This is a genomic window from Rhodococcus sp. BUPNP1, assembly GCF_002215235.1.
Taxonomy (GTDB): domain Bacteria; phylum Actinomycetota; class Actinomycetes; order Mycobacteriales; family Mycobacteriaceae; genus Rhodococcus.
Window position 1 is genome coordinate 33,595 of the sequence record NZ_NERM01000004.1, and the last position, 20,885, is coordinate 54,479.

Here is a 20,885-nt window from a genome sequence, read left to right on the forward strand (position 1 = left end):
ACACAATTCAGGTAGGTAACCGATGACTGCAGCAGCACACTCGCCGGCCGACGGCGTGCGCGTCAAACTCATCGATCGCGTCTCCGCGATCAACTGGAACCGCGTCCCCGACGACAAGGACGCCGAGGTCTGGGATCGTCTCACCGGCAACTTCTGGCTCCCGGAGAAGGTGCCCGTCTCCAACGACATCCAGTCGTGGGGCACGCTCACCGAGTACGAACAGGAACTGACGATGCGGGTCTTCACGGGCCTGACGCTGCTCGACACCATCCAGGGCACGGTCGGCGCGGTCTCGCTCATCCCCGATGCGGTCACCCCGCACGAGGAAGCGGTGCTGACGAACATCGCGTTCATGGAGTCGGTGCACGCGAAGAGCTACTCGCAGATCTTCTCGACGCTGTGCTCGAGCCGTCAGATCGACGACGCCTTCCGTTGGTCGGAGGAGAACGAGCACCTGCAGCGCAAGGCGCAGATCATCCTCGACTACTACAAGGGCGACGACCCGCTCAAGCGCAAGGCCGCCTCGACGCTGCTCGAGTCGTTCCTGTTCTACTCGGGCTTCTACCTGCCGATGTACTGGTCGTCGCGGGCCAAGCTCACCAACACCGCGGACATGATCCGCCTGATCATCCGCGACGAGGCCGTCCACGGCTACTACATCGGCTACAAGTACCAGCGCGGACTCGAGACGATCACGCAGGCCGAGCGCGACGAGCTCAAGGACTGGGTCTTCGAACTGCTCTTCGAGCTGTACGACAACGAGACCCACTACACGGCCGACCTCTACGACCAGGTCGGGCTCACCGAGGACGTCAAGAAGTTCCTGCGCTACAACGCGAACAAGGCGCTGATGAACCTCGGTTACGAGGCGCTGTTCCCGAAGGACGAGACGGACGTCAACCCGGCCATCCTGTCGGCGCTGTCGCCGAACGCCGACGAGAACCACGACTTCTTCTCGGGCTCCGGCAGCTCCTACGTGATCGGCAAGGCCGTCGTCACCGAAGACGAGGACTGGGACTTCTGACGTAGACGTTCTCCGTCACCGGCCCGAACGCATCGATCCCGCACACCGGCGCAGCAGCGCCCCGTGTGCGGGGTCGCGTGCTTTTCGCGGCCCGGCCCGTCACCGATAGCATCGCTCCTCGTGACCGAGACAAGAGAAGCGTCGGACTCGCCTCGGCCGGTGACAACCGAACGCGCGCCGTCGGGCGGGCGAGCACTCGAGCAGCGGACCCGTCTGTGGGCGGTGCTCGCCGCCGTCGTGGGGATCGTCGCATCCATCGCGATGCCGTTCCTGCCCGTGACGCAGACCACTGCGACCATCGACTGGCCGCAGAACGAGAGCAACGCCGGCATCTCGGCGCCGCTGGTGTCCTACGCACCGGTCGACCTCGACGCCACGATCGAGTGCCGGTCCGTGCGCGACGCGCTGCCGGACGGCGGCACCGTCTTCTCCACACTTCCCGCAGGAGCCCCCGACCGCGAGCGCTACGGGCTGATCGCCCGTGTCCGGGCGGCCGGTGACGACGGGCCGGCGACGTTCGAGGTGATCTCCCGCAACACACTGCTCGCCTCCGCGCCGGTGGACGACCTGGCCGGGGACTGCTCGGTCACCCTGTCCTCGAATTCGGAACGTACCGTCGCCACGATCACCGGCTCGGCCGCGGCGTCGGGGGAGCGGACCTTCGACCGCGACCTGCGGCCCCAGCTCGTCGGCGTCTTCACCGACCTGCCCGGACCCGCACTCGACGGTGTCTCGGTCACCGCGACCGTCGACACCCGCTTCACGACGTCGCCGTCGGTGCTGAAGATCGTCGCGATGATCGTCGCGGTGGTGGCCACGGCACTGGCGTTGTGGACACTGGCCCGGCTCGACCGCGCCGACGGTCGTCGCCACCGCCGCCTGTTGCCGGCGTCGTGGTGGTCGTTCACCCGCATCGACGCGCTGGTCGTCGGAACGCTGCTCGTCTGGCACGTCATCGGGGCGAACACCGCCGACGACGGTTACCAGCTCGGGATGGCCCGCGCGGCGGGCGAGGCCGGGTACATGGCGAACTACTTCCGGTGGTTCGGTGTGCCCGAAGCACCCTTCGGCACGCCCTTCTACGACGTGCTCGCCCTGATGACCCAGGTCTCGACGGCGAGCATCTGGATGCGGCTACCGGCACTGACCGCCGGAATCCTGTGCTGGTGGGTGCTCAGCCGCGAGGTCGCTCCACGTCTCGGCGTCGCACTGCGTCGCAACCGGCTTCCGCTGTGGACCGGGGCGCTGGTGTTCCTGGCGTTCTGGCTGCCGCTCAACAACGGACTGCGCCCGGAACCGATCGTCGCGACGGGCGTCGTGCTCACCTGGTGCTCGGTCGAACGCGCGATCGCCACCCGGCGTCTGCTGCCCGCGGCGGCCGCGATCCTCGTCGCCGCGCTCACCGTCACCGCGGGACCGTCGGGCATCATCTGTTTCGCTGCGCTGATCGCCGGTGCCCGTCCGATCGCCCGCATCCTCCATCGACGGGCGCAGACCCTGGGATGGCTGCCGGTCCTCGCGCCGATGCTCGCGGCCGGGCTGGTGATCCTGGTGCCGGTCTTCGCCGATCAGACCCTCGCGGCGGTGCTGGAGATGCAGCACGTGCACGGCGTCGGTCCGAACGTGCCGTGGTTCCAGGAGTATCTGCGCTACCAGTACCTGCTGCAGATCACCGTGGACGGCTCGCTGGCCCGCAGGTTCGCGGTCTTCACGCTGGTGCTGTGCCTGGCGGTGGCGATCGTGGCGATGCTGCGCCGCGGTGGGCACATCCCCGGCACCGCACAGGGACCGTCCCGCCGCATCGTCGGTATCACCCTCGGCGCGCTGGTGCTGATGATGTTCGCGCCCACCAAGTGGACCCACCACTTCGGTATCTACGCCGGTCTGGCCGCCGCGGTGGCGATGCTGGCCGCCGTGGCCACCGGCCCCGCGGTGCTGCGGTCGCGCCGCAACCGCGCCCTGTTCGCCGCGGCGGTGTCGTTCGTGGTGACCATGTCGTTCATCGGCCCCAACGGCTGGTGGTACGTCTCGAGCTATGGGGTCCCGTGGTGGGACAAGCCGCCGTCGGTCGCCGGATTCGGCTTCTCCACCGTCTTCTTCGCCGTGACGGTCGTCGCCTTGCTGCTCGCCGCGTGGTGGCACATCCATCCCGTCGCGTCCACCCGCACCGACACCCCGTCCCGGTTGTGGGCGGTGCCGCCGTTGACCGTCGCCGCCGCAGCGATGGTGCTGTTCGAGGCGCTGTCACTGGCCAAGGGCGCGATCTCGCAGTACCCGGGTTATTCGGTGGCACGGTCCAACGTGGACACGCTCACCGGCAACTCGTGTGCACTCGCGAACGACGTGCTGCTCGAGACGGACCCGAACGCCTCGGTGCTCACCCCCATCGGCGCCGACACGGCCACCGCTCTCGATGCCGGGGGAGGGGACGGGTTCACGCCGGGTGGTGTCGCGCTCGATCTGACCCCGGACGACGACTCGGCGTCGGCCGGCACCGCCAACACCGTCGACACGAACGACGACCAGACCTCGACCGGCGGTACCGGTGGCACCGGCGGCGGTACCGGCCGAGCCGGAATCAACGGCAGCACGGTCGCATTGCCGTTCGGGCTCGATCCGGCGACCACACCGGTGCTGGGCAGCCACGGATCGTCCCTCGGCAACGTCACGAGCGCCTGGTTCCGGCTGCCCGAGCCCGACGCGACCGGATCGCGTGGGGATCTCGTCACCATCGCCGCGGCCGGCCGGATCTTCTCCGTCGACGCCGACGGCACCGAAACCTACGGTCAGCGACTCGAACTCGAATACGGAACCACCGCGGCCGACGGCAGCGTCACCGCGCTGGGACGGGCGCTGCCGATCGACATCGGTCCGTCGCCCTCGTGGAGGAATCTGCGTGTCCCGATGGACACGCTGCCGGGCGAGGTCGACGCGGTGCGGATCGTCGCCTCCGACAACGATCTCGCGCCCGAACAGTGGCTGGCGTTCACCCCGCCGCGCGTGCCGCAGACGCAGACCCTGCAGCAGGTCGTGGGGAGCGACACGCCGGTCCTGTTGGACTGGGCGGTCGGTCTCAACTTCCCGTGCCAGCGACAGATGCTGCACCGCAACGGGATTGCCGAGGTCCCCGAGTACCGGATCCTGCCGGACCGGATCGGTGCCATCTCCACGGATCTGTGGCAGGACCACAACGGTGGCGGTCCTCTCGGCTGGACCGACCAGTTGCTGCGGGCCCGCACGATCCCGTCGTATCTCGACCACGACTGGGACCGCGACTGGGGAGCGATCGAGCAGTACACACCGATCGATCCGTCGACGGGGACCGCGGAACTCGACACCGCCACGGTCACGCGCAGCGGTCTGTGGAGCCCGGCTCCGATCAACACCGCCTACTGACGGAACCAGGCCTCCGCACGGCCGGCGAGGGCCTTCCCGAGCCGCAGACGCGACGTCTCGGTGAGCGGCTCGGGAAGGTCGTCCGGCGCGAACCACGCCACCTCGAGGTTCTCGTCGTCGGCGACGCGTGCGTCCCCGCCGGTCGCGCGGAGCAGGAAGCACACGTCGAGGTACTGCGCGACGTCGCCGTTGGGATAGGTGATCGGTGCGGTGACGTCGACGCTCGTGAGCCGCACGATCTCGGCGGTGACACCCGTCTCCTCGAGCACCTCCCGGACTGCGGCGACGGCCGGTTCCTCTCCGGGTTCGAGGATTCCGGACACCACGGCCCACATGCCGTTGTCGGCGCGGCGGGTGAGCAGGACGCGGTCGTCGTCGTCCGTGACGATCGCGCTCACCCCCGGCAGCCACAGGGGAGCGGTTCCTACGTGTGAGCGGAGCTGGACGACGAAATCGGGTATCGGCACGCCCTCGTTTCTATACCGGCAGGCGTGCTGCCGCCGGTCGAGCCGGCGATCAGTTCGAATATCCGTTGAGGGTGTACGTCAGGTCGGTGAGGATCGCCCGCGCGGCGACCGGTCCGGGGGTCGACCACACGTCGTCGGTCACGGAGAACAGACGGTTGTCGCGCACCGCCCCGAGGTCGAGCCACTCGTCGGTCTGCATGTAGTCCTTGCCGGCCTCGAGCCCGTCCTCACCGGCGAAACGGACGAAGATCACATCACCGTCCGCCGGGGCCGGGTCCTCCGTGTCGACGGCCTGCCACGGCTGTCCGTCGACCACCGCGAACCGCTGGGCCGGGGGCCGGGCAGCGCCGACGTCGCCGAGCACCTGCCCCGCGAACGACGCGGTGCCCTCCACGGTCGGGCCGTCGGGCGTGAACCGGACGATCGACGCCTGCGTCTGGGACGACACGAGCTCGCGGCCCAGATCACGCGCGGCCGTCGCGTAGTCGTCGAGCACGCGACGTGCGGCCTCCGTGCGCCCGAGCGCCTCACCGACCCGGACGAACTGTTCCCTCCAGAAGACCGGATCGGACCCGACCAGCACGGTGGGTGCGATGCCGCTGAGGGAGGCATAGACGTCCGGGTCGGTGGAGGAGCCGAGGATCACATCCGGTTGCGCGCGCTCGATCGCAGCGACGTCCGGGTTGCCCGCGGCACCCACGGGCGGAAGTTCGCCGATTCCGTAGCCGAGATATTCCGGCCGGCCGGTGACCTCGGCGCTCGCTCCCACCACGCGCTCCCACAGCCCCAGGGCGCACACCGCGTCGAGCGCCGCGGGGTCGAGGACGACGATCCGCTGCGGGTCGGCGGGCACATCCGACCGGCCTGCGGTGTGCAGGACCGGTCGGGTGCCGGTGGTGGGCCGGCCCGGATCGAGCGGGGAGGGGAGTGCGCACGCGGTCGACGTGTCCCGGTCGATGCCCACGACCGACGCACCGGCGATGCGGGTCGTGGTGCGCACGATCTCCGATGCGTCGTCGTCGGGAGGTGTGGAGCATCCGGCCAGGGCTGTCGTCACCGCAGCGACGGCTGCGACGAGCACTGCTCGTGACCGGTGCACGGAAAACACGTCGGACCAACTCCTGTAGGACGCTGCTCGGATCGGACGGCTCAGGCTATCCGGTCGTGTGACGATCGACGCCGAAGGTGTCCGCGAGGTCGTCCAGGATGCGGTGCGCACCCTGGATGCTCACCGGCATCATCCACACGCTGTCGTCGACCTCGACCTTCCGTCCCTGCAGGTTCTCCCACAGCGGATTGGTGACGAAGGGTTCGGCCGCCGCCTGCGCCTTGCCGTCGCCGAGGTCGTAGGTGGTGACGAAGACGACGTCCGCCTCGGCCTCGGTGATCAGTTCGGGGCTGATGGCGTTCATGATGCTCGACGGATCCGACGGATCGGGACCCTGGCTCGCGGGGCGGGCGAGACCGGCGTCCTCGAGCACGATGCCGCTGAACGAGGTGGTGCGGTACAGCCGGGCCGTCGGTTCACCGGCGAAGCGGACGATCGAGATCGTCGGGTTGCCGGCCTTGGCGTTGATGTCCGCACCGATGGCCGCGGCGCGCTCCTCGTACTCGGAGATCTTCTGCTCGGCGAGGTCCTCCTTACCGATGGCCTGCGCGACGAGCCGGATGTTGTCCTTCCACGTCGGTCCGGTCGACTGGGAGAAGACGGTCGGGGCGATAGCGGACAGTTCCTCGTAGTTCTCCCCGTCGCGCACCTCCGCCGAGAGGATGAGGTCGGGTTCGAGCGCGGCCACCTGTTCGAGGCTCACGTCCGCGGTCTTGCCGACGGACACGGCGTCGGTCGCGTACTGCCGCGAGTCGCCGAGATAGTCGGGGAACTCGTCGGTGCGGTAGTCGACGTATCCGACGAGAGGTGCCTCGAGGAGGAGCACGGCGTCGGAGTAGCTCGTGTCGAGCGCGACGATGCGGGTCGGCTCGTTCTCGATCGTGGTGGAACCGCGGAAGTGTTCGACGGTCCGGGGGAAGCCGGCGGCCGAGTCGGACGCGGGGTCGGTGGACGAGGCGTCGGAGGTGTCGGCCGAACTGCAGCCGGCGACGAGGAGTCCGGCGGTCAGCAGTGCTGCCGTGAACCGGGCGGGTCGGGAGGAGAGAACAGGCACGGGTCGTCCTTCTGTGATTGTGGGGGGAAGTGCACCCTAACCCGGGCTGTTCGCGCGTGGTGAGGTCACCTGCTGTCGCCCCTGCATGTGAGGTGCAGCACAGGCTCGGATTGGGGTTCTCGGCTCCGCTCCAGGTAGCCTCGCGAGTCGAGTACGACAGTGAGTAGGACCCGGAGGGCGACCGTTTCGGGGAGGGTCTACGATTCGATGAGCGCAAGCCAGAGACCGTTCGCCTCCAGCCCGAGGTCGAGCGCGCATTCAGGAGGATTAGTGACTGCCGTAGCGCCCCAGCCAGTCCCAGAGATAGCTGCAGCAAGGCCGTACCCGCCGCGGCAGGGACCCAAGGGTTCGTTCATCTACAAGATGATCACGACCACAGATCCCAAGATGTTGGGGATCATGTACATGGTCACCTCGTTCGCCTTCTTCCTCATCGGCGGCCTGATGGCCCTGCTGATGCGCACCGAGCTCGCGGTCCCCGGCCTGCAGTTCCTGTCGAACGAGCAGTTCAACCAGCTGTTCACCATGCACGGCACGATCATGCTGCTGATGTACGCGACGCCGGTCGTGTTCGCCTTCGCGAACTACATCCTGCCGCTGCAGATCGGCGCCCCCGACGTCGCCTTCCCGCGCCTGAACGCCTTCAGCTACTGGCTGTACCTGTTCGGCGCGACGATCGTCATGCTCGGCTTCGTCACCCCCGGCGGTGCAGCGGACTTCGGCTGGACGGCGTACACGCCGCTCACCAGTGAGATCCACTCCCCGGGTGTCGGTGCCGACTTCTGGATCCTCGGCCTCGGCGTGATGGGTCTGGGCACCATCCTCGGTGGCGTCAACTTCATCACCACCGTGGTGTGCATGCGTGCACCGGGCATGACCATGTTCCGGATGCCGATCTTCACCTGGAACATCCTGATCACCAGCCTGCTGATCCTGCTCGTGTTCCCGCTGCTGACCGCCGCCTTCATGGGCCTGTTCGTCGATCGTCACCTCGGTGGCCACATCTACGATCCCGCCACCGGCGGTGTGCTCCTGTGGCAGCACCTGTTCTGGTTCTTCGGTCACCCCGAGGTGTACGTCATCGCGCTGCCGTTCTTCGGCATCGTCTCGGAGATCTTCCCGGTCTTCTCGCGCAAGCCGATCTTCGGTTACACCGGTCTGGTCTACGCCACGATGGCCATCGCGGCGCTGTCCATCGCCGTGTGGGCGCACCACATGTACGCCACCGGCGCGGTGCTGCTGCCGTACTTCTCGTTCATGACCTTCCTGATCGCCGTCCCGACCGGTGTGAAGTTCTTCAACTGGATCGGCACGATGTGGAAGGGCCAGATCACCTTCGAATCGCCGATGCTGTTCTCGGTCGGCTTCATCGTGACCTTCCTCTTCGGTGGTCTGACCGGTGTCATCCTCGCGAGCCCGCCGCTGGACTTCCACCTGCACGACTCGTACTTCGTGGTGGCGCACTTCCACTACGTGCTCTTCGGCACCATCGTGTTCGCGACCTACGCCGGCATCTACTTCTGGTTCCCGAAGATGACCGGACGCATGCTCGACGAGCAGCTCGGCCGCTGGCACTTCTGGCTGACCTTCGTCGGCTTCCACACCACCTTCCTGGTGCAGCACTGGCTCGGTAACGAGGGCATGCCGCGTCGCTACGCCGACTACCTGCCCTCGGACGGGTTCACCACCCTGAACACGATCTCCACCATCGGTGCGTTCGTGCTCGGTGCCTCGACGCTGCCGTTCCTGTGGAACGTCTTCAAGAGCTACCGCTACGGCCAGGTCGTCACGGTCGACGACCCGTGGGGCTACGGCAACTCGCTCGAGTGGGCCACCAGCTGCCCGCCGCCGCGGCACAACTTCACCGAGCTGCCGCGGATCCGCTCGGAGCGCCCTGCCTTCGAGCTGCACTACCCGCACATGGTCGAGAAGATGCGCGCCGAAGCGCATGTCGGCCCGGGCAGCGACAAGCACAACGTCAACGTCCTCGAGGGTGCCGACCGTACCCCCGGCGACCATCCGCGCGCCTGAGCGCAGATCGACGATCGACCGAAGCCCCACCCGTGCACCGGGTGGGGCTTCGGCCTTTCCGTGGGTCCGGACCCGCGAACGGGAGCGACGGTTCGACCTGCAACAATGGACGGGCGAGCCGGTACGCGCGTGCGTCCGCGTGTACCTCGACAGACAAGCGATCGGAGACGTAGTGGCGTCTGACAGCACGGTGCTGGTGACCGTGACCGGACCTGACCATCCCGGCGTGACCTCGGTGCTGTTCGCAGCGCTGACGCGGCACGACGTCGACCTCCTCGATGTGGAACAGGTCGTGATCCGCGGCCGGCTCACCCTCGGTGTCCTCCTCGTCTGCCCGACCGACGTCGAAGCGTTGCAGGACGAGGTCGAGTCCGCGATGGCCACCATCGGCATGCACGCCGACGTCCAGCTCGGTGCCGAGCGCGGCGCCCGTACCGTCTCGACCCACGCCGTCGTCGTGCTGGGCAGCCCGGTCAGCGCCAAGGCGTTGCGGTCGGTGGGCCGCACCCTCGCGGCCCAGGGCGCGAACATCGATTCGATCCGCGGTATCGCCGACTACCCGCTCACCGGCCTCGAGCTGATGATCACCGCGCCCGACACCAGCGTCGAGGCCGACGCCGCGCTGCGGCACGCCCTCGTCGAACTCGCCGCGGGGCTCGACGTCGACATCGCGGTGGAGCGCGGCGGTCTCGCCCGTCGTTCCAAGCGCCTGATCGTCTTCGACGTCGACTCCACGCTCATCCAGGGCGAGGTCATCGAGATGCTCGCCGCGCACGCCGGCGTCGAGGACAAGGTCCGCGAGGTCACCGAGGCTGCGATGCGCGGTGAGATCGACTTCGCACAGTCCCTCGAACAGCGCGTCGCGACCCTCGCGGGTCTGCCGGCGACCGTCATCGACGAGGTCGCCGAGCGGCTCGAGCTCACCCCCGGTGCCCGCACCACGATCCGGACGTTGCGCCGGCTCGGCTTCCGCTGCGGCGTCGTCTCGGGTGGTTTCCGTCAGGTGATCGACCCGCTCGCACACGAACTCGAACTCGACTTCGTCCGCGCCAACACGCTCGAGATCGTCGACGGCAAGCTCACCGGGCGAGTGGTCGGCGACATCGTCGACCGCGCCGCCAAGGCACGAGCCCTCCGCGAGTTCGCCGACGAGGCGGGCGTTCCGGTCGAGCAGACCGTCGCGGTGGGCGACGGCGCCAACGACATCGACATGCTGTCGGCCGCGGGACTGGGCGTGGCATTCAACGCCAAGCCGGCCCTGCGCGAGGTCGCCGACACCGCCCTGTCGTATCCCTATCTCGATGCGGTGCTCTTCGTCCTCGGTGTCACCCGCGAGGAGATCGAGGCGGCCGACCGCGTCGATGGAACCCTGCGGCGCGTCCCGATCGACGGCAGTGTCTGAGCTGCACCCCGACCTCGCGGACCCAGCAGCCGAGCCGGTCTTCGAGGCCGCACCCGATCGGGTCTTCGACCCGGCATCGGATCCTGGTTTCGCCGAGCGCCACGGCGTACTCACGCGTGGTTACGGGCACCGGCCCGACCCGGAGGATCCGGCGAAGGTGCAGGCGATGCCGATCGTGCTGCACATCCCGAAGGTCGATCCGCCTGCCCGCAGCGCGGTGCTCGAGGCGGCCGCGACGGCCACGGTGGCACTGTGTTTCGACCCGCGGGTCGGTCCCGGCCCGGACGGTGAACCCGGCCCGTGGCAGGAACCTTTCCTCGCGTGGAACGACGCGCGGATCCGGAAGGTCGCGCGTCGCGCCCGCGGAGCGCACTGGCGTGCCGCGCAGGACGTCGACGGAGTCACCGTCGACCACGCCGGCGCCCAGGCCCGGGCGTTCGTGCCCGGCCCGGTGGGGGAGCTGGATCCGCGCATCTCCCGATTGCAGATCGGTGGCACCGACCTGCCCCACGACGATCCGCCCTCACCGGCGGACGACGTTCCGATCCTCTGGGTGCAGAAGGACCTCGAGATGACCGTCGGCAAGGCGGCCGCGCAGGTCGGTCACGCCGCGATGCTGTTCGCCGGAGCGCTGGACGTCGACACCGCACGCGCCTGGGCGACCGACGGATTCCCGTGTGCCGTCCGCGACGCGGACGAGGACACCTGGCGCGAGCTGCTCGCCCGCGTGGAAGCGGGCACGGCCGTCGCGGTCCGCGATGCGGGCTTCACCGAGGTGGCCCCGGGTTCGATCACCGTGATCGCGGTGCCGGGCACGGTCAGCGGACGAGCCTGACCTCGACCAGAGTCGTGCCGGGAAGGACCATCTCGGCCCCGTCGGGCCGGAAGCCGTTGCGCCGGTAGAAGGTATGGGCGCGAGGGTTGTCCTCGGCCACCCACAGTTGCGCCGGTTCCGCGCCCACGACCGCGTCGAACAGTGCCTGTCCCGCACCGCATCCGTGGTGCTCGGGTAGCACGTACAGGGTGTGGAGCTGGAGCGCGCGAACGGGAGCATCGTCACCGATGGGGTCGCCCGCCGACGCGAATCCGACGATCCCGCCTTCGGTTTCCGCGACGCGCACGCGCAGGGTCTGCGGAGGGCGTCGGAGGATCGACCGCCACAGCGCCGCGTTCTGCTCGAATGCGTGGTGGTCGTAGAACGCCGCGGGAAGCAGGTGGCCGTAGGTGGCGCGCCACGTGATGTTCCGGACGCGCGCGATCGCCTCGGCCTCGTCGGGAGCGGGAACACGCACGCGGAATCCACCGACGGCGTCGATCATTCGCGCTCGATGGGGTCGTCGTCCGCGATCCGGAAGATCAGCACCGTCGGACCGTCGACCGGGTACGAACTGCCCACCCGCATCGGGGAGGTGTCCGCGGGCCTGCCGTCGGGGGCACTCGAATCGAAGACGCACACGATGTCGCCGCGATACCACTCCGGTCCGGCGAGGGTCACCGTGGCGGCATCGCCCGAATGCAGAACGAACAGGCCGCTGCTGTCCTCGAGAGTGACGCCGGTGCGGGTCACGGTGCCGAGTTGCGAGCCGTCGACCCAGCCCTGCAGCGTGCGGCGACTGTCGTCGTGCCACGCATCCTCGTCGAGTTCGATCCCTTCGATGCCGAACCACACCAGATCGGGATAACCCACGGAGCGAGCACGCCCCTCGAAGAAGCGTCGCTGCCGCAGCACCGGGACACGCGTGCGCAGGCGGAGCAGTTCGCGCACGTAATCCGTTCGCGCACGGTCGGAGTCCTCCCAGTCCAGCGGCCAGGCGTCGCGGACGGGGACGTCCTCGGGGACGCAGTAGGCGTTGTTGTTGCCGTTCTGGGTGTGCCCGAACTCGTCGCCGGCGAGCAGCATCGGTGTGCCCGTCGACAACAGCAGCGTCGCGAGCATTGCCCGGATGTGCCGGTCGCGGGCGGCAAGGATCTCCGGATCGTCGGTCGGCCCTTCCACCCCGTGGTTCACCGACTCGTTGTTGTTCGACCCGTCCCGGCCCTCCTCACCGTTCTCGTCGTTGTGCTTGCGCTCGTACGAGACCGCGTCGGCGAGGGTGAAACCGTCGTGGGCGGTGACGAAGTTGACCGACATCCACGGCTGCCGGATGTTCCTGTCGTAGAGGTCCTCCGAACCGGTGAGCCGCGACGCCATCTCGCGGATCCCGGAACGTCCCGCCCAGTAGCGGCGCACGGTGTCGCGGTAGCGGTCGTTCCATTCGGCCCACTGCGCTCCGAAGTTCCCGAGCTGGTAACCGTGCGCGGTCGCGTCCCATGGTTCGGCGACGAGCTTGACATCGCAGAGGACGGGATCGGTGACGATTGCGGTGAGCAGCGCCGCCCGCGGATCGAACGCCCCACCGCGCGGACGGGCCAGTGCACTGGCGAGATCGAAACGGAAACCGTCCACCCCCATCACGTCCGCCCAGTACCGCAGGCTGTCGCACACCATCCGCACGACGATCGGTGAGGACGCGTCGAGGGTGTTGCCGCAGCCGGTCAGGTCGACATCCCGTCCGTGCGTGTCGAGCAGGTAGTAACCGGGCGCGTCGAGACCGCGCCAGGACAGACTCGGGCCGTCGACCGATGCTTCGCACGTGTGGTTGTAGACGACGTCGAGCAGCACCTCGAGCCCGGCGCTGTGGAAGGCGTCGACCATCGTCCGGAACTCGGCGATCTCGTTGCCCGGCGTGACGGCGTAGGCGGGGTGCGGCGCGAAGTACGAGGCGGTCGAGTAGCCCCAGTGGTTGCGCATCCCCCGCGCACGCACCGACGGTTCGGTCACGAAGGCCTGCACGGGCAACAGCTCGACGGTCGTCACCCCCAGCCCGACCAGATGGTCGATCACCGACCGGTGGGCGAGTCCGAGATAGGTACCGCGCAGCTCCGGCGGCACGAGCGGGTGGCGGGCCGTGTACGAACCGACGTGCAGTTCGTAGACGACGGTGTTCTCCCACGGCACGCGGGGCTTGTCGTGCATGGGGGTCAGGACGGGCGTCACCACCGACAGGGGTGTGTGCCCGAGCGAGTCGACGGTCGACATCGCACCGAACGGGTCGCCCTGGTGGGGGATCAGCCGGTCCGGATCACCGACCTCGCCGACGATCCGCCGGGCCCACGGGTCGAGCAGGATCTTGTGCGGGTTGGTACGCAGCCCCCACTGCGGTTGCCACGGCCCGTACGCGCGATAGCCGTACCGTTGCCCGGCGCCGACGCCGGGGACCACCCCGTGCCAGACCCCGTAGGTGCGGTCGGGCAGGTCCACGCGGTGTTCGTTCCCGTCGTCGTCGACGAGGCAGACCTGGACGCGATCGCTGTGCGGGGCGTGGACGGCGAAGCGTGTCCCACCGTCGACCGGGGTGGGTCCGAGCGGGAAGGCGGCCCGGTCGGGGAGCGCGACCGAGCCGGACACGACAGCAGATTCGGATGCGGAGGACGACACGGGAACCGATCCTGCCGCGTTTCCGGCTCGGGCGTAAGAGAAGATGGTCCGCGTGGCACAACCTGATCCCGATTTGCTCATCGAATTCGACGACGTAGTGGTCCGACGCGGCGGGAACGTCCTCGTCGGTCCCGTGACCTGGAAGGTGGAACTCGACGAACGTTGGGTGGTTCTCGGACCCAATGGGGCAGGAAAGACCTCGCTGCTGCGGGTCGCGGCGGCCGAGACGTTCCCCACCTCCGGCACCGCGCACGTCCTCGCGGAGACGTTCGGAAAGACGGATCTGTCCGAACTGCGACCCCGGATCGGATTGTCCTCCGCGGCCCTGGCCAACCGGGTGCCGAACGACGAGAAGGTCACCGATCTCGTACTCTCCGCGGGCTACGGCGTGCTGGGCCGGTGGCGCGAGCAGTACGACGACATCGACACGAGCCGCGCGGTCGAGATGCTCGAGAGTCTCGGCGCGGAACATCTCGCCGACCGTCTGTACGGGACGCTGTCGGAGGGCGAACGCAAGCGTGCGCTCATCGCCCGGGCGCTCATGACCGATCCCGAACTGCTGCTGCTCGACGAGCCCGCTGCCGGTCTGGACCTCGGCGGTCGCGAGGAACTCGTGGCCCGGCTCGGCACGCTCGCGGCCGACCCGGATGCCCCCGCGATCGTGCTCGTCACCCATCACGTGGAGGAGATCCCGCCGGGCTTCACGCACGCTCTGCTCCTGAAGGAGGGCGGTGTGGTCGCCCAGGGCCTGCTCGACGACGTGATCACCGCCGAGAACCTCAGCACGGCGTTCAGCCAGTCCATCTCGCTCGACAAGGTCGACGACCGGTTCTTCGCCCGCCGCACCCGCCAGGCGGGACGGCACCGCCGGTAGCTCCGGGTCGGGTGGTGCCGGGACCGATCGGCTAGGTTGAGGCCATGTCCAACGATCGCTCGGCATCCACCTTCGATCCCACCGCGGTACCCATCCGCGACGCGTCCACCGTGATGCTCGTGCGGGACTCCGCGCGCGGCATCGAGGTGTTCCTGCAGCGTCGTGTCGTCGGCATGGACTTCGCCGGCGGCATGACCGTCTTCCCCGGAGGCGGCGTCGACCCCTCGGACACCGACGCCGAGGTGCGGTGGACCGGCCCGGAGGTGACCTGGTGGGCCGAGCGGTTCGGTATCGGCGAGGCGCAGGCCCGCGCGCTGGTGCTCGCGGCCGTGCGTGAGACCTTCGAGGAGTGCGGTGTGCTGCTCGCCGGCCCCACCGAGGATTCGGTGGTGGCCGACACCGGCGACTACGCCGAGGCGCGTCGTCTGCTCGAAGCGCGCGAGCTGTCCTTCGGGGACTTCCTGGAGAAGGAGCAGTTGGTGCTGCGCGCCGACCTGCTGCGTCCGCAGGCGAACTGGATCACCCCGCTGGGGGAACGGCGCCGCTACGACACGCGTTTCTTCGTCGCCGCGGTGCCGGAAGGACAGCGGGCCGACGGCAACACCAGCGAAACCGATCTGGTGCAGTGGCAGACCGCGGAGGAGGCCCTCGCCGACTGGCGATCGGGCCGGTGCATCCTGCTCCCGCCCACGTGGAGTCAGCTGTCGATCCTGTCGGGCTTCGCCACGGTCGCCGACCTCATGGCGGCGGATCCGGTCATCGAACCGATCCTGCCGATCATGAGCCGCCGCGACGGGGCGGTCCACATCGCGTTCGACGGGGACGAGGCCTACTACGAGGTCGGTACTCATCCGTGGGCCCAGCGCTCCGACATCTAGGCTGAGGACCATGGCTGAATTCGTGACCCTCGACGTCTCCGACGGGATCGGCACCATCCGTCTCGACCGCCCTCCGATGAACGCATTGAACCGGCAGCTCCAGGAGGAGATCCGGGCCGCTGCGCGCGAGGCGACCGTCCGGTCCGACGTGAAGTCGGTGATCGTCTACGGCGGCGAGAAGGTGTTCGCGGCCGGCGCCGACATCAAGGAGATGGCCGACCTGAGCTACGTGCAGATGAGCGAGATCGTCGGCGACCTGCAGTCGGCCCTCGGGTCGATCGCCGACATCCCCAAGCCCACCGTCGCCGCGATCACCGGTTACGCCCTCGGCGGTGGCCTCGAACTCGCCCTCGGCGCCGACCGGCGCATCGTCGGCGACAACGTCAAGCTCGGCACGCCCGAGATCCTGCTGGGCATCATCCCCGGTGGCGGCGGCACCCAGCGACTGGCTCGGCTCATCGGACCGGCGAAGGCGAAGGATCTCGTCTTCACCGGTCGTTTCGTCGGCGCCGACGAAGCCCTGTCGATCGGTCTGGTCGACGAGGTCGTCGCCCCCGACGACGTCTACGAGGCTGCCCGTCGCTGGGCCGGGCAGTTCACCGGCGCCGCCTCGCGTGCACTCGCCGCTGCGAAGGCCGCGATCGACCAGGGTCTCGACACCGATCTGGACACGGGGCTGAAGATCGAACAGCACGTCTTCGCTGCGCTGTTCGCCACGAAGGACCGCACCATCGGCCTCGAGTCGTTCATCGAGAACGGACCGGGCAAGGCGAAGTTCGTCGGCGAGTGATGCCGACCGGCACCCGCACTTGTCCGCAGCTTACCGATGAGTAGGATCACCGCATGACTGCCAGCAGGACCGACGGGGTCGACCCCGCGCCGAATCCGCACGCCACTGCCGAAGAGGTCGCAGCGGCCCTCGGGGACACCAAGCTCGCCCAGGTGCTCTACCACGACTGGGAAGCCGAGACGTACGACGAGAAATGGTCCATCTCGTACGACGAGCGGTGCATCGACTACGCCAAGGGCCGGTTCGTCGCCGCTGCCGGCGACCAGCCGCTGCCCTACGAACGCGCACTCGAACTCGGCTGCGGCACGGGCTTCTTCCTCCTCAACCTCATGCAGGGCGGGGTCGCGAAGACCGGTTCGGTGACCGACCTGTCGCCCGGCATGGTGAAGGTCGCGCTCCGCAACGCCGAGAACCTCGGTCTCGACGTCGACGGCCGCGTCGCCGACGCCGAGACCATCCCGTACGACGACGACACCTTCGACCTCGTGGTCGGGCATGCCGTGCTGCACCACATCCCGGATGTCGAGCAGTCGCTGCGCGAGGTGCTGCGCGTGCTCAAGCCCGGCGGTCGTTTCGTCTTCGCCGGCGAGCCCAGCACGATCGGCAACTTCTACGCCCGCATGCTCGGCCGGGTCACGTGGGAGGCCACCACCAACATCACCAAGCTGCCCTTCCTGCGCGACTGGCGTCGGCCGCAGACCGAACTCGACGAGTCCTCCCGGGCGGCCGCCCTCGAGGCCGTCGTCGATCTGCACACCTTCGATCCGTCCGATCTCGAGAAGCTGGCCTCGTCGGCCGGAGCCGTCGAGGTCAAGGCGTCGAGCGAGGAGTTCGCCGCAGCACTGCTCGGCTGGCCGGTGCGCACCTTCGAGGCCGCCGTCCCGCAGGAGAAGCTGGGCTGGAACTGGGCGAAGTTCGCCTTCGGCGGCTGGAAGACGTTGAGCTGGGTCGACGAGAACGTCCTCAAGCACGTCGTGCCCCGCAGCTTCTTCTACAACGTCATGATCACCGGTGTGAAGCCCGGCAAGTAGTTGGGTTACGACTTCACCCTCGCCGACGTCGCGTACCTGACGTCGGACGACGGCCGCGACGCTCTCGCGAGCGTCGCCGACCGAGAACTGTCGACGCGTACGCGCCTTGCCGACATCGGCTGGGCGCGTACGCGTTTCGGTGATCGTGCCGGAATGCTCGTCGAAACCGTCATCCTGCGGCGCAAAGCGGAGGCGAAGATCGCCGGTGGCGCCGGGTGGGTGCTCACCGACGACGCCCTGCAGCAGTCCACGCCCACGCGCGTCGCGGCCCACCGCGCCGAGCGGTTGCGCGGGCGCACAGTGCACGACGTGACGTGTTCGATCGGCGCCGAACTCACCGAACTCGTCGGGGTCGCCGAGACCGTGATCGGCAGCGATCTCGACGACGTGCGTCTGGCGATGGCCGCACACAACGTCCCCCGCGCGTACCTCCTGCGCGCCGACGCCTTGCGTCCGGTCACGCGGGGGACCACCGTCATCGCCGATCCCGCACGTCGTTCGGGCGGACGACGGACCCACGATCCGGCGGCGCTGCAACCACCGCTGCCCGATCTCCTCGACGCCTACGCGGGCCGGGATCTCGCCGTGAAGTGCGCACCGGGACTGGATTTCGACTCGCTCGACTGGTCCGGTGAGGTCGAGGTCGTCTCGCTCGACGGCGGGGTTCGCGAGGCGTGCCTGTACTCGCCGGGGCTGAGCACTCCCGGCGTGCGCCGACGGGCCGCGGTACTGCGTTCGGACGGAACCGGTTTCGAGATCACCGACGCCACGGACGACGACATCCCGGAACGGGAGCCGGGGGAGTGGATCGTCGACCCGGACGGCGCGATCGTGCGCGCCGGTCTCGTCCGCCACTACGCCGCAGCGCACGGACTGTGGCAACTCGACCCGCGGATCGCCTATCTCACCGGCGACAGCCTGCCCGACGGAGTACGGGGTTTCCGGATCGTCGAGCGACTCAAGTACAGCGAGAAGACGCTCCGTCAGGCACTCGCCCGCCACGACTGCGGCGCGGTCGAGATCCTCGTGCGCGGTGTCGACGTCGATCCGGCGGTGTTGCGTCCGCGCCTGAAGCTGCGCGGGTCGGCCTCGCTCAGCGTCGTGCTCACCCGCATCGGCCGGACGCCGGAAGCCTTCGTCTGCACGCCGTCACGCTGACCGTCCTCGCACGGACGGCTGTCCTCACACGGACTGTGGTTCGCGCAGCACCACCACGTCGCCGTCGACGGTCGTGATCACGAACTCCCCGCCCGGGCCGACACCGGTACCGACCGGCAGTCCGGTGGAGGGATCGAGCGGTTCCTCCTCGAGCGTCGCTCCGTCCGCGAGATCGAGCACCGCCGCTGCGAGACCCCGATCGCCGTCGACGACCACATAGGTCCGGCCGTCGGCGGTCACCGCCGGCGCACCGTACGGAGTCACGTCCGTCCGCTCCCACTCGACCTCGACGCTGTCGCCGGCGTCGCGCAGCGCCGTGAGCGGGGCGCTGCCGTCGGCCGACGCGAGGAGCAGCAGTCCGTCCTCGGTGACGGCGGGACCGAGCGCCGTGGGACGGCCGGTCTCGTGGGTCCATCGTGCCTCGCCCGTCTCCGCGTCGAGCGCCCACAGGGCACCCTCCCCGTCGTGGACGTAGACGGTCGAACCGTCCGCGGACAGAACCGGACTCGTCACCGCACCTCCGGGAAGGTCGGGTACCGACCACTCCTCGGACACCACGGCGTTGTCACCGGCCGTGTAGCGCAGCGCCACGAGCGCAGACCGGTCCGCACCCGGACGCCACACGGTGACGAACACGCGGTCGGTGGCGGTGTCGACGGCAGGCGTCGTGGCGACCGGGCAGTCCTCCGAACCACCGAAGCAGGCCGGCAGGCCGTGATCGCTCGCGAGTAGCGGCAGGTTCTGCCCGTCCTCCACGGTCGGCACCGGCACGAGATCGAACAGCGGTGCCTCGAGGTGCCCCGTCTGCGGGTCGACGACGTTGACCTGACCGAAATGCGTGACCACCAACAGGCTTCCGTCGGAGGTGAACTGTGCGCTGCGGGGGCTGCCGCTCACGGGAATACGCCAGCGACGCTGGCCGTGCTCGTTGAACGACAGCAGTCCGCCGTCCTCACCGACGTAGATGTTCGCGACCCCGTCGGAGACGGGCGTGATCGTCGTGACGGCCGGGGCGAGACGCGTGCACCAGCGCTTGCGGCCCGTGTCCATCTGGAAGGAGAACAGATTGCATCCGGCCTCCGTCGCGGCCGTCACGGAGACCTGGCCGTTGGCCGCGATGCCGGCGGGGGAGCCGACCGGGCCGCCCAGCGGACGCGTCCAGCCGGGCGCGAGGTCCTCGACACTCTCGGCGGTAGCGGTGTTGCTGTTGCGGGCATCGGAGTGCCGTCCCGGCCAGCCACCACTCGACAACACGTCGTCGGTGCCGGCCCCACCGCCGCACGCGCTCAGCGCGAAGACCACCGTCAGCGCCGGGACCGCGGTCCGCAGGACACCCCGCATCACTCAACTCCTCCACAGGCGAACGATTCGACGTGTCAGCGTATCGGGCCGGGGGTCGTGAGCCGCGAACGAGGCGGACCGTAGGCTGCCCCTATGACGAGCATGTGGGGTGCACCTCTGACGGCGAGGTGGCGCGGGTCCCGTCGAAGGGATCCCGAACAGGCACGATTCCTGACGCTGTCCTCTCTGAAGTGGGTGCTGGACAACAAGGCGTACACGCCGTGGTACCTGGTCCGGTACTACCGCCTGGCGAAGTTCCGGCTGGCCAATCCGCACGTGGTGCTGCGCGGCATGGTCTTCCTGGGCAAGAACGTCGAGATCCACGCGACGCCCGAACTGTCGCGCCTCGAGATCGGCCGCTGGGTCCACATCGGCGACGGCAACGCCATCCGCTGCCACGAGGGTTCGCTCCGGATCGGCGACAAGGTCGTCTTCGGCAAGGACAACGTCGTCAACACCTATCTCGACATCGAGATCGGCGCGTCGACGCTGGTCGCCGACTGGTGCTACATCTGCGACTTCGACCATCGCACCGAGGACGTCACCTACCCGATCAAGGACCAGGGCATCGTCAAGAGCCCCGTCCGGATCGGTCCGGACACCTGGATCGCTGCGAAGGTGACCGTGCTCCGCGGCACCCGGGTCGGCCGCGGTTCGGTGCTCGGAGCGCACGCGGTCGTCAAGGGTGACATCCCCGATTTCAGTATCGCGGTGGGTTCGCCCGCCAAGGTCGTGAAGAACCGTAAGGTGGCGTGGGAGAGCGCCGCTGCCGAGCGTGCCGCCCGGGAGGCGGCGCTCGCCGATATCGCACGGAAGAAGTCGGGAGACACGCCCGCGGACGTGCATCAGTAGC

Annotated in this window: 17 protein-coding genes; 11 read left to right on the plus strand and 6 right to left on the minus strand. The window is 68.8% G+C overall.

Annotated elements, in window-relative coordinates; genetic code table 11:
- The first annotated feature begins 22 nt into the window (after positions 1-22).
- Both nrdF and B9C99_RS05120 read left to right on the plus strand, forming a co-directional pair.
- Complete coding sequence (gene nrdF, locus B9C99_RS05115; RefSeq protein ID WP_026061338.1) at positions 23-1,024, plus strand: class 1b ribonucleoside-diphosphate reductase subunit beta; 1,002 nt, start codon at positions 23-25, stop codon at positions 1,022-1,024.
- Between the two features lie 159 nt (positions 1,025-1,183).
- On the plus strand, positions 1,184-4,420 hold the full coding sequence (locus tag B9C99_RS05120) for an arabinosyltransferase domain-containing protein (RefSeq protein ID WP_088897151.1): 3,237 nt from the start codon (positions 1,184-1,186) through the stop codon (positions 4,418-4,420).
- Here B9C99_RS05120 and B9C99_RS05125 read toward each other — a convergent pair.
- The 3 genes from B9C99_RS05125 to B9C99_RS05135 are packed head-to-tail and all read right to left on the minus strand — an operon-like array spanning position 4,414 to position 7,049.
- Positions 4,414-4,887 carry an NUDIX domain-containing protein gene (locus B9C99_RS05125; RefSeq protein ID WP_016693148.1) on the minus strand — a complete coding sequence of 158 codons (474 nt, stop codon included), beginning with the start codon at positions 4,885-4,887 and terminating at the stop codon, positions 4,414-4,416. The genes B9C99_RS05120 and B9C99_RS05125 overlap by 7 nt on opposite strands.
- Before the next feature lie 49 nt (positions 4,888-4,936).
- The gene (locus tag B9C99_RS05130) at positions 4,937-5,986 is read right to left on the minus strand and encodes an iron-siderophore ABC transporter substrate-binding protein (protein ID WP_088897152.1); all 1,050 of its coding nucleotides are present in this window, start codon (positions 5,984-5,986) and stop codon (positions 4,937-4,939) included.
- Between the two features lie 55 nt (positions 5,987-6,041).
- On the minus strand, positions 6,042-7,049 hold the full coding sequence (locus B9C99_RS05135) for an ABC transporter substrate-binding protein (protein ID WP_088897153.1): 1,008 nt from the start codon (positions 7,047-7,049) through the stop codon (positions 6,042-6,044).
- Between the two features lie 270 nt (positions 7,050-7,319).
- Here B9C99_RS05135 and ctaD point away from each other — a divergent pair, with 270 nt between their 5' ends.
- From ctaD to B9C99_RS05150, 3 genes are all read left to right on the plus strand, one after another.
- Positions 7,320-9,080: a cytochrome c oxidase subunit I gene (gene ctaD / locus B9C99_RS05140; protein WP_088897154.1), complete on the plus strand. Its 1,761-nt coding sequence runs from the start codon at positions 7,320-7,322 to the stop codon at positions 9,078-9,080.
- Between the two features lie 172 nt (positions 9,081-9,252).
- Positions 9,253-10,482 (plus strand): phosphoserine phosphatase SerB, encoded by a 1,230-nt coding sequence (serB, locus tag B9C99_RS05145; RefSeq protein WP_016696268.1) that lies wholly within the window; start codon positions 9,253-9,255, stop codon positions 10,480-10,482.
- Positions 10,475-11,317 (plus strand): peptidyl-tRNA hydrolase, encoded by an 843-nt coding sequence (locus B9C99_RS05150; protein ID WP_088897155.1) that lies wholly within the window; start codon positions 10,475-10,477, stop codon positions 11,315-11,317. The genes serB and B9C99_RS05150 overlap by 8 nt, the downstream gene beginning before the upstream one ends.
- Here B9C99_RS05150 and B9C99_RS05155 read toward each other — a convergent pair.
- Both B9C99_RS05155 and glgX read right to left on the minus strand, forming a co-directional pair.
- Positions 11,301-11,801, minus strand: a complete 501-nt coding sequence (locus B9C99_RS05155) for a GNAT family N-acetyltransferase (RefSeq protein WP_016696270.1) — start codon at positions 11,799-11,801, stop codon at positions 11,301-11,303. The genes B9C99_RS05150 and B9C99_RS05155 overlap by 17 nt on opposite strands.
- The gene (gene glgX / locus B9C99_RS05160; RefSeq protein WP_253249996.1) at positions 11,798-13,960 is read right to left on the minus strand and encodes a glycogen debranching protein GlgX; all 2,163 of its coding nucleotides are present in this window, start codon (positions 13,958-13,960) and stop codon (positions 11,798-11,800) included. Before glgX ends, B9C99_RS05155 begins: the two co-directional genes overlap by 4 nt.
- Positions 13,961-14,003: 43 nt before the next feature.
- Between glgX and B9C99_RS05165 the strand changes: the two genes are divergently transcribed.
- From B9C99_RS05165 to B9C99_RS05185, 5 genes are read left to right on the plus strand one after another with little or no spacing between them, the layout of a single operon-like run.
- Positions 14,004-14,834: an ABC transporter ATP-binding protein gene (locus B9C99_RS05165; RefSeq protein ID WP_088897157.1), complete on the plus strand. Its 831-nt coding sequence runs from the start codon at positions 14,004-14,006 to the stop codon at positions 14,832-14,834.
- A 44-nt stretch (positions 14,835-14,878) separates the two neighbouring features.
- Positions 14,879-15,712, plus strand: coding sequence for an NUDIX domain-containing protein (locus tag B9C99_RS05170; protein ID WP_088897158.1), 834 nt, complete (start codon positions 14,879-14,881; stop codon positions 15,710-15,712).
- A 10-nt stretch (positions 15,713-15,722) separates the two neighbouring features.
- Positions 15,723-16,502, plus strand: a complete 780-nt coding sequence (locus B9C99_RS05175; protein WP_016696277.1) for an enoyl-CoA hydratase-related protein — start codon at positions 15,723-15,725, stop codon at positions 16,500-16,502.
- A gap of 53 nt (positions 16,503-16,555) precedes the next feature.
- Positions 16,556-17,533 carry a class I SAM-dependent methyltransferase gene (locus B9C99_RS05180; RefSeq protein WP_088897159.1) on the plus strand — a complete coding sequence of 326 codons (978 nt, stop codon included), beginning with the start codon at positions 16,556-16,558 and terminating at the stop codon, positions 17,531-17,533.
- Positions 17,534-18,691 (plus strand): SAM-dependent methyltransferase, encoded by a 1,158-nt coding sequence (locus tag B9C99_RS05185; RefSeq protein WP_088897160.1) that lies wholly within the window; start codon positions 17,534-17,536, stop codon positions 18,689-18,691.
- A gap of 24 nt (positions 18,692-18,715) precedes the next feature.
- On the opposite strand, the gene B9C99_RS05190 is transcribed toward B9C99_RS05185, so the two are convergent.
- Positions 18,716-20,032 carry a PQQ-binding-like beta-propeller repeat protein gene (locus B9C99_RS05190; RefSeq protein WP_088897161.1) on the minus strand — a complete coding sequence of 439 codons (1,317 nt, stop codon included), beginning with the start codon at positions 20,030-20,032 and terminating at the stop codon, positions 18,716-18,718.
- A 93-nt stretch (positions 20,033-20,125) separates the two neighbouring features.
- Between B9C99_RS05190 and B9C99_RS05195 the strand changes: the two genes are divergently transcribed.
- The gene (locus tag B9C99_RS05195; RefSeq protein WP_059380749.1) at positions 20,126-20,884 is read left to right on the plus strand and encodes an acyltransferase; all 759 of its coding nucleotides are present in this window, start codon (positions 20,126-20,128) and stop codon (positions 20,882-20,884) included.
- Position 20,885 lies beyond the last annotated feature (1 nt).

Bases quoted from the DNA above. Each gene is read 5' to 3' on its own strand.
- nrdF (WP_026061338.1), top strand. From the start codon at position 23: ATGACTGCAGCAGCACACTCGCCGGCCGACGGCGTGCGCGTCAAACTC.
- B9C99_RS05155 (WP_016696270.1), bottom strand. From the start codon at position 11,801: ATGATCGACGCCGTCGGTGGATTCCGCGTGCGTGTTCCCGCTCCCGAC.
- B9C99_RS05165 (WP_088897157.1), top strand. From the start codon at position 14,004: ATGGTCCGCGTGGCACAACCTGATCCCGATTTGCTCATCGAATTCGAC.
- B9C99_RS05170 (WP_088897158.1), top strand. From the start codon at position 14,879: ATGTCCAACGATCGCTCGGCATCCACCTTCGATCCCACCGCGGTACCC.
- B9C99_RS05175 (WP_016696277.1), top strand. From the start codon at position 15,723: ATGGCTGAATTCGTGACCCTCGACGTCTCCGACGGGATCGGCACCATC.
- B9C99_RS05180 (WP_088897159.1), top strand. From the start codon at position 16,556: ATGACTGCCAGCAGGACCGACGGGGTCGACCCCGCGCCGAATCCGCAC.
- B9C99_RS05190 (WP_088897161.1), bottom strand. From the start codon at position 20,032: ATGCGGGGTGTCCTGCGGACCGCGGTCCCGGCGCTGACGGTGGTCTTC.
- B9C99_RS05195 (WP_059380749.1), top strand. From the start codon at position 20,126: ATGACGAGCATGTGGGGTGCACCTCTGACGGCGAGGTGGCGCGGGTCC.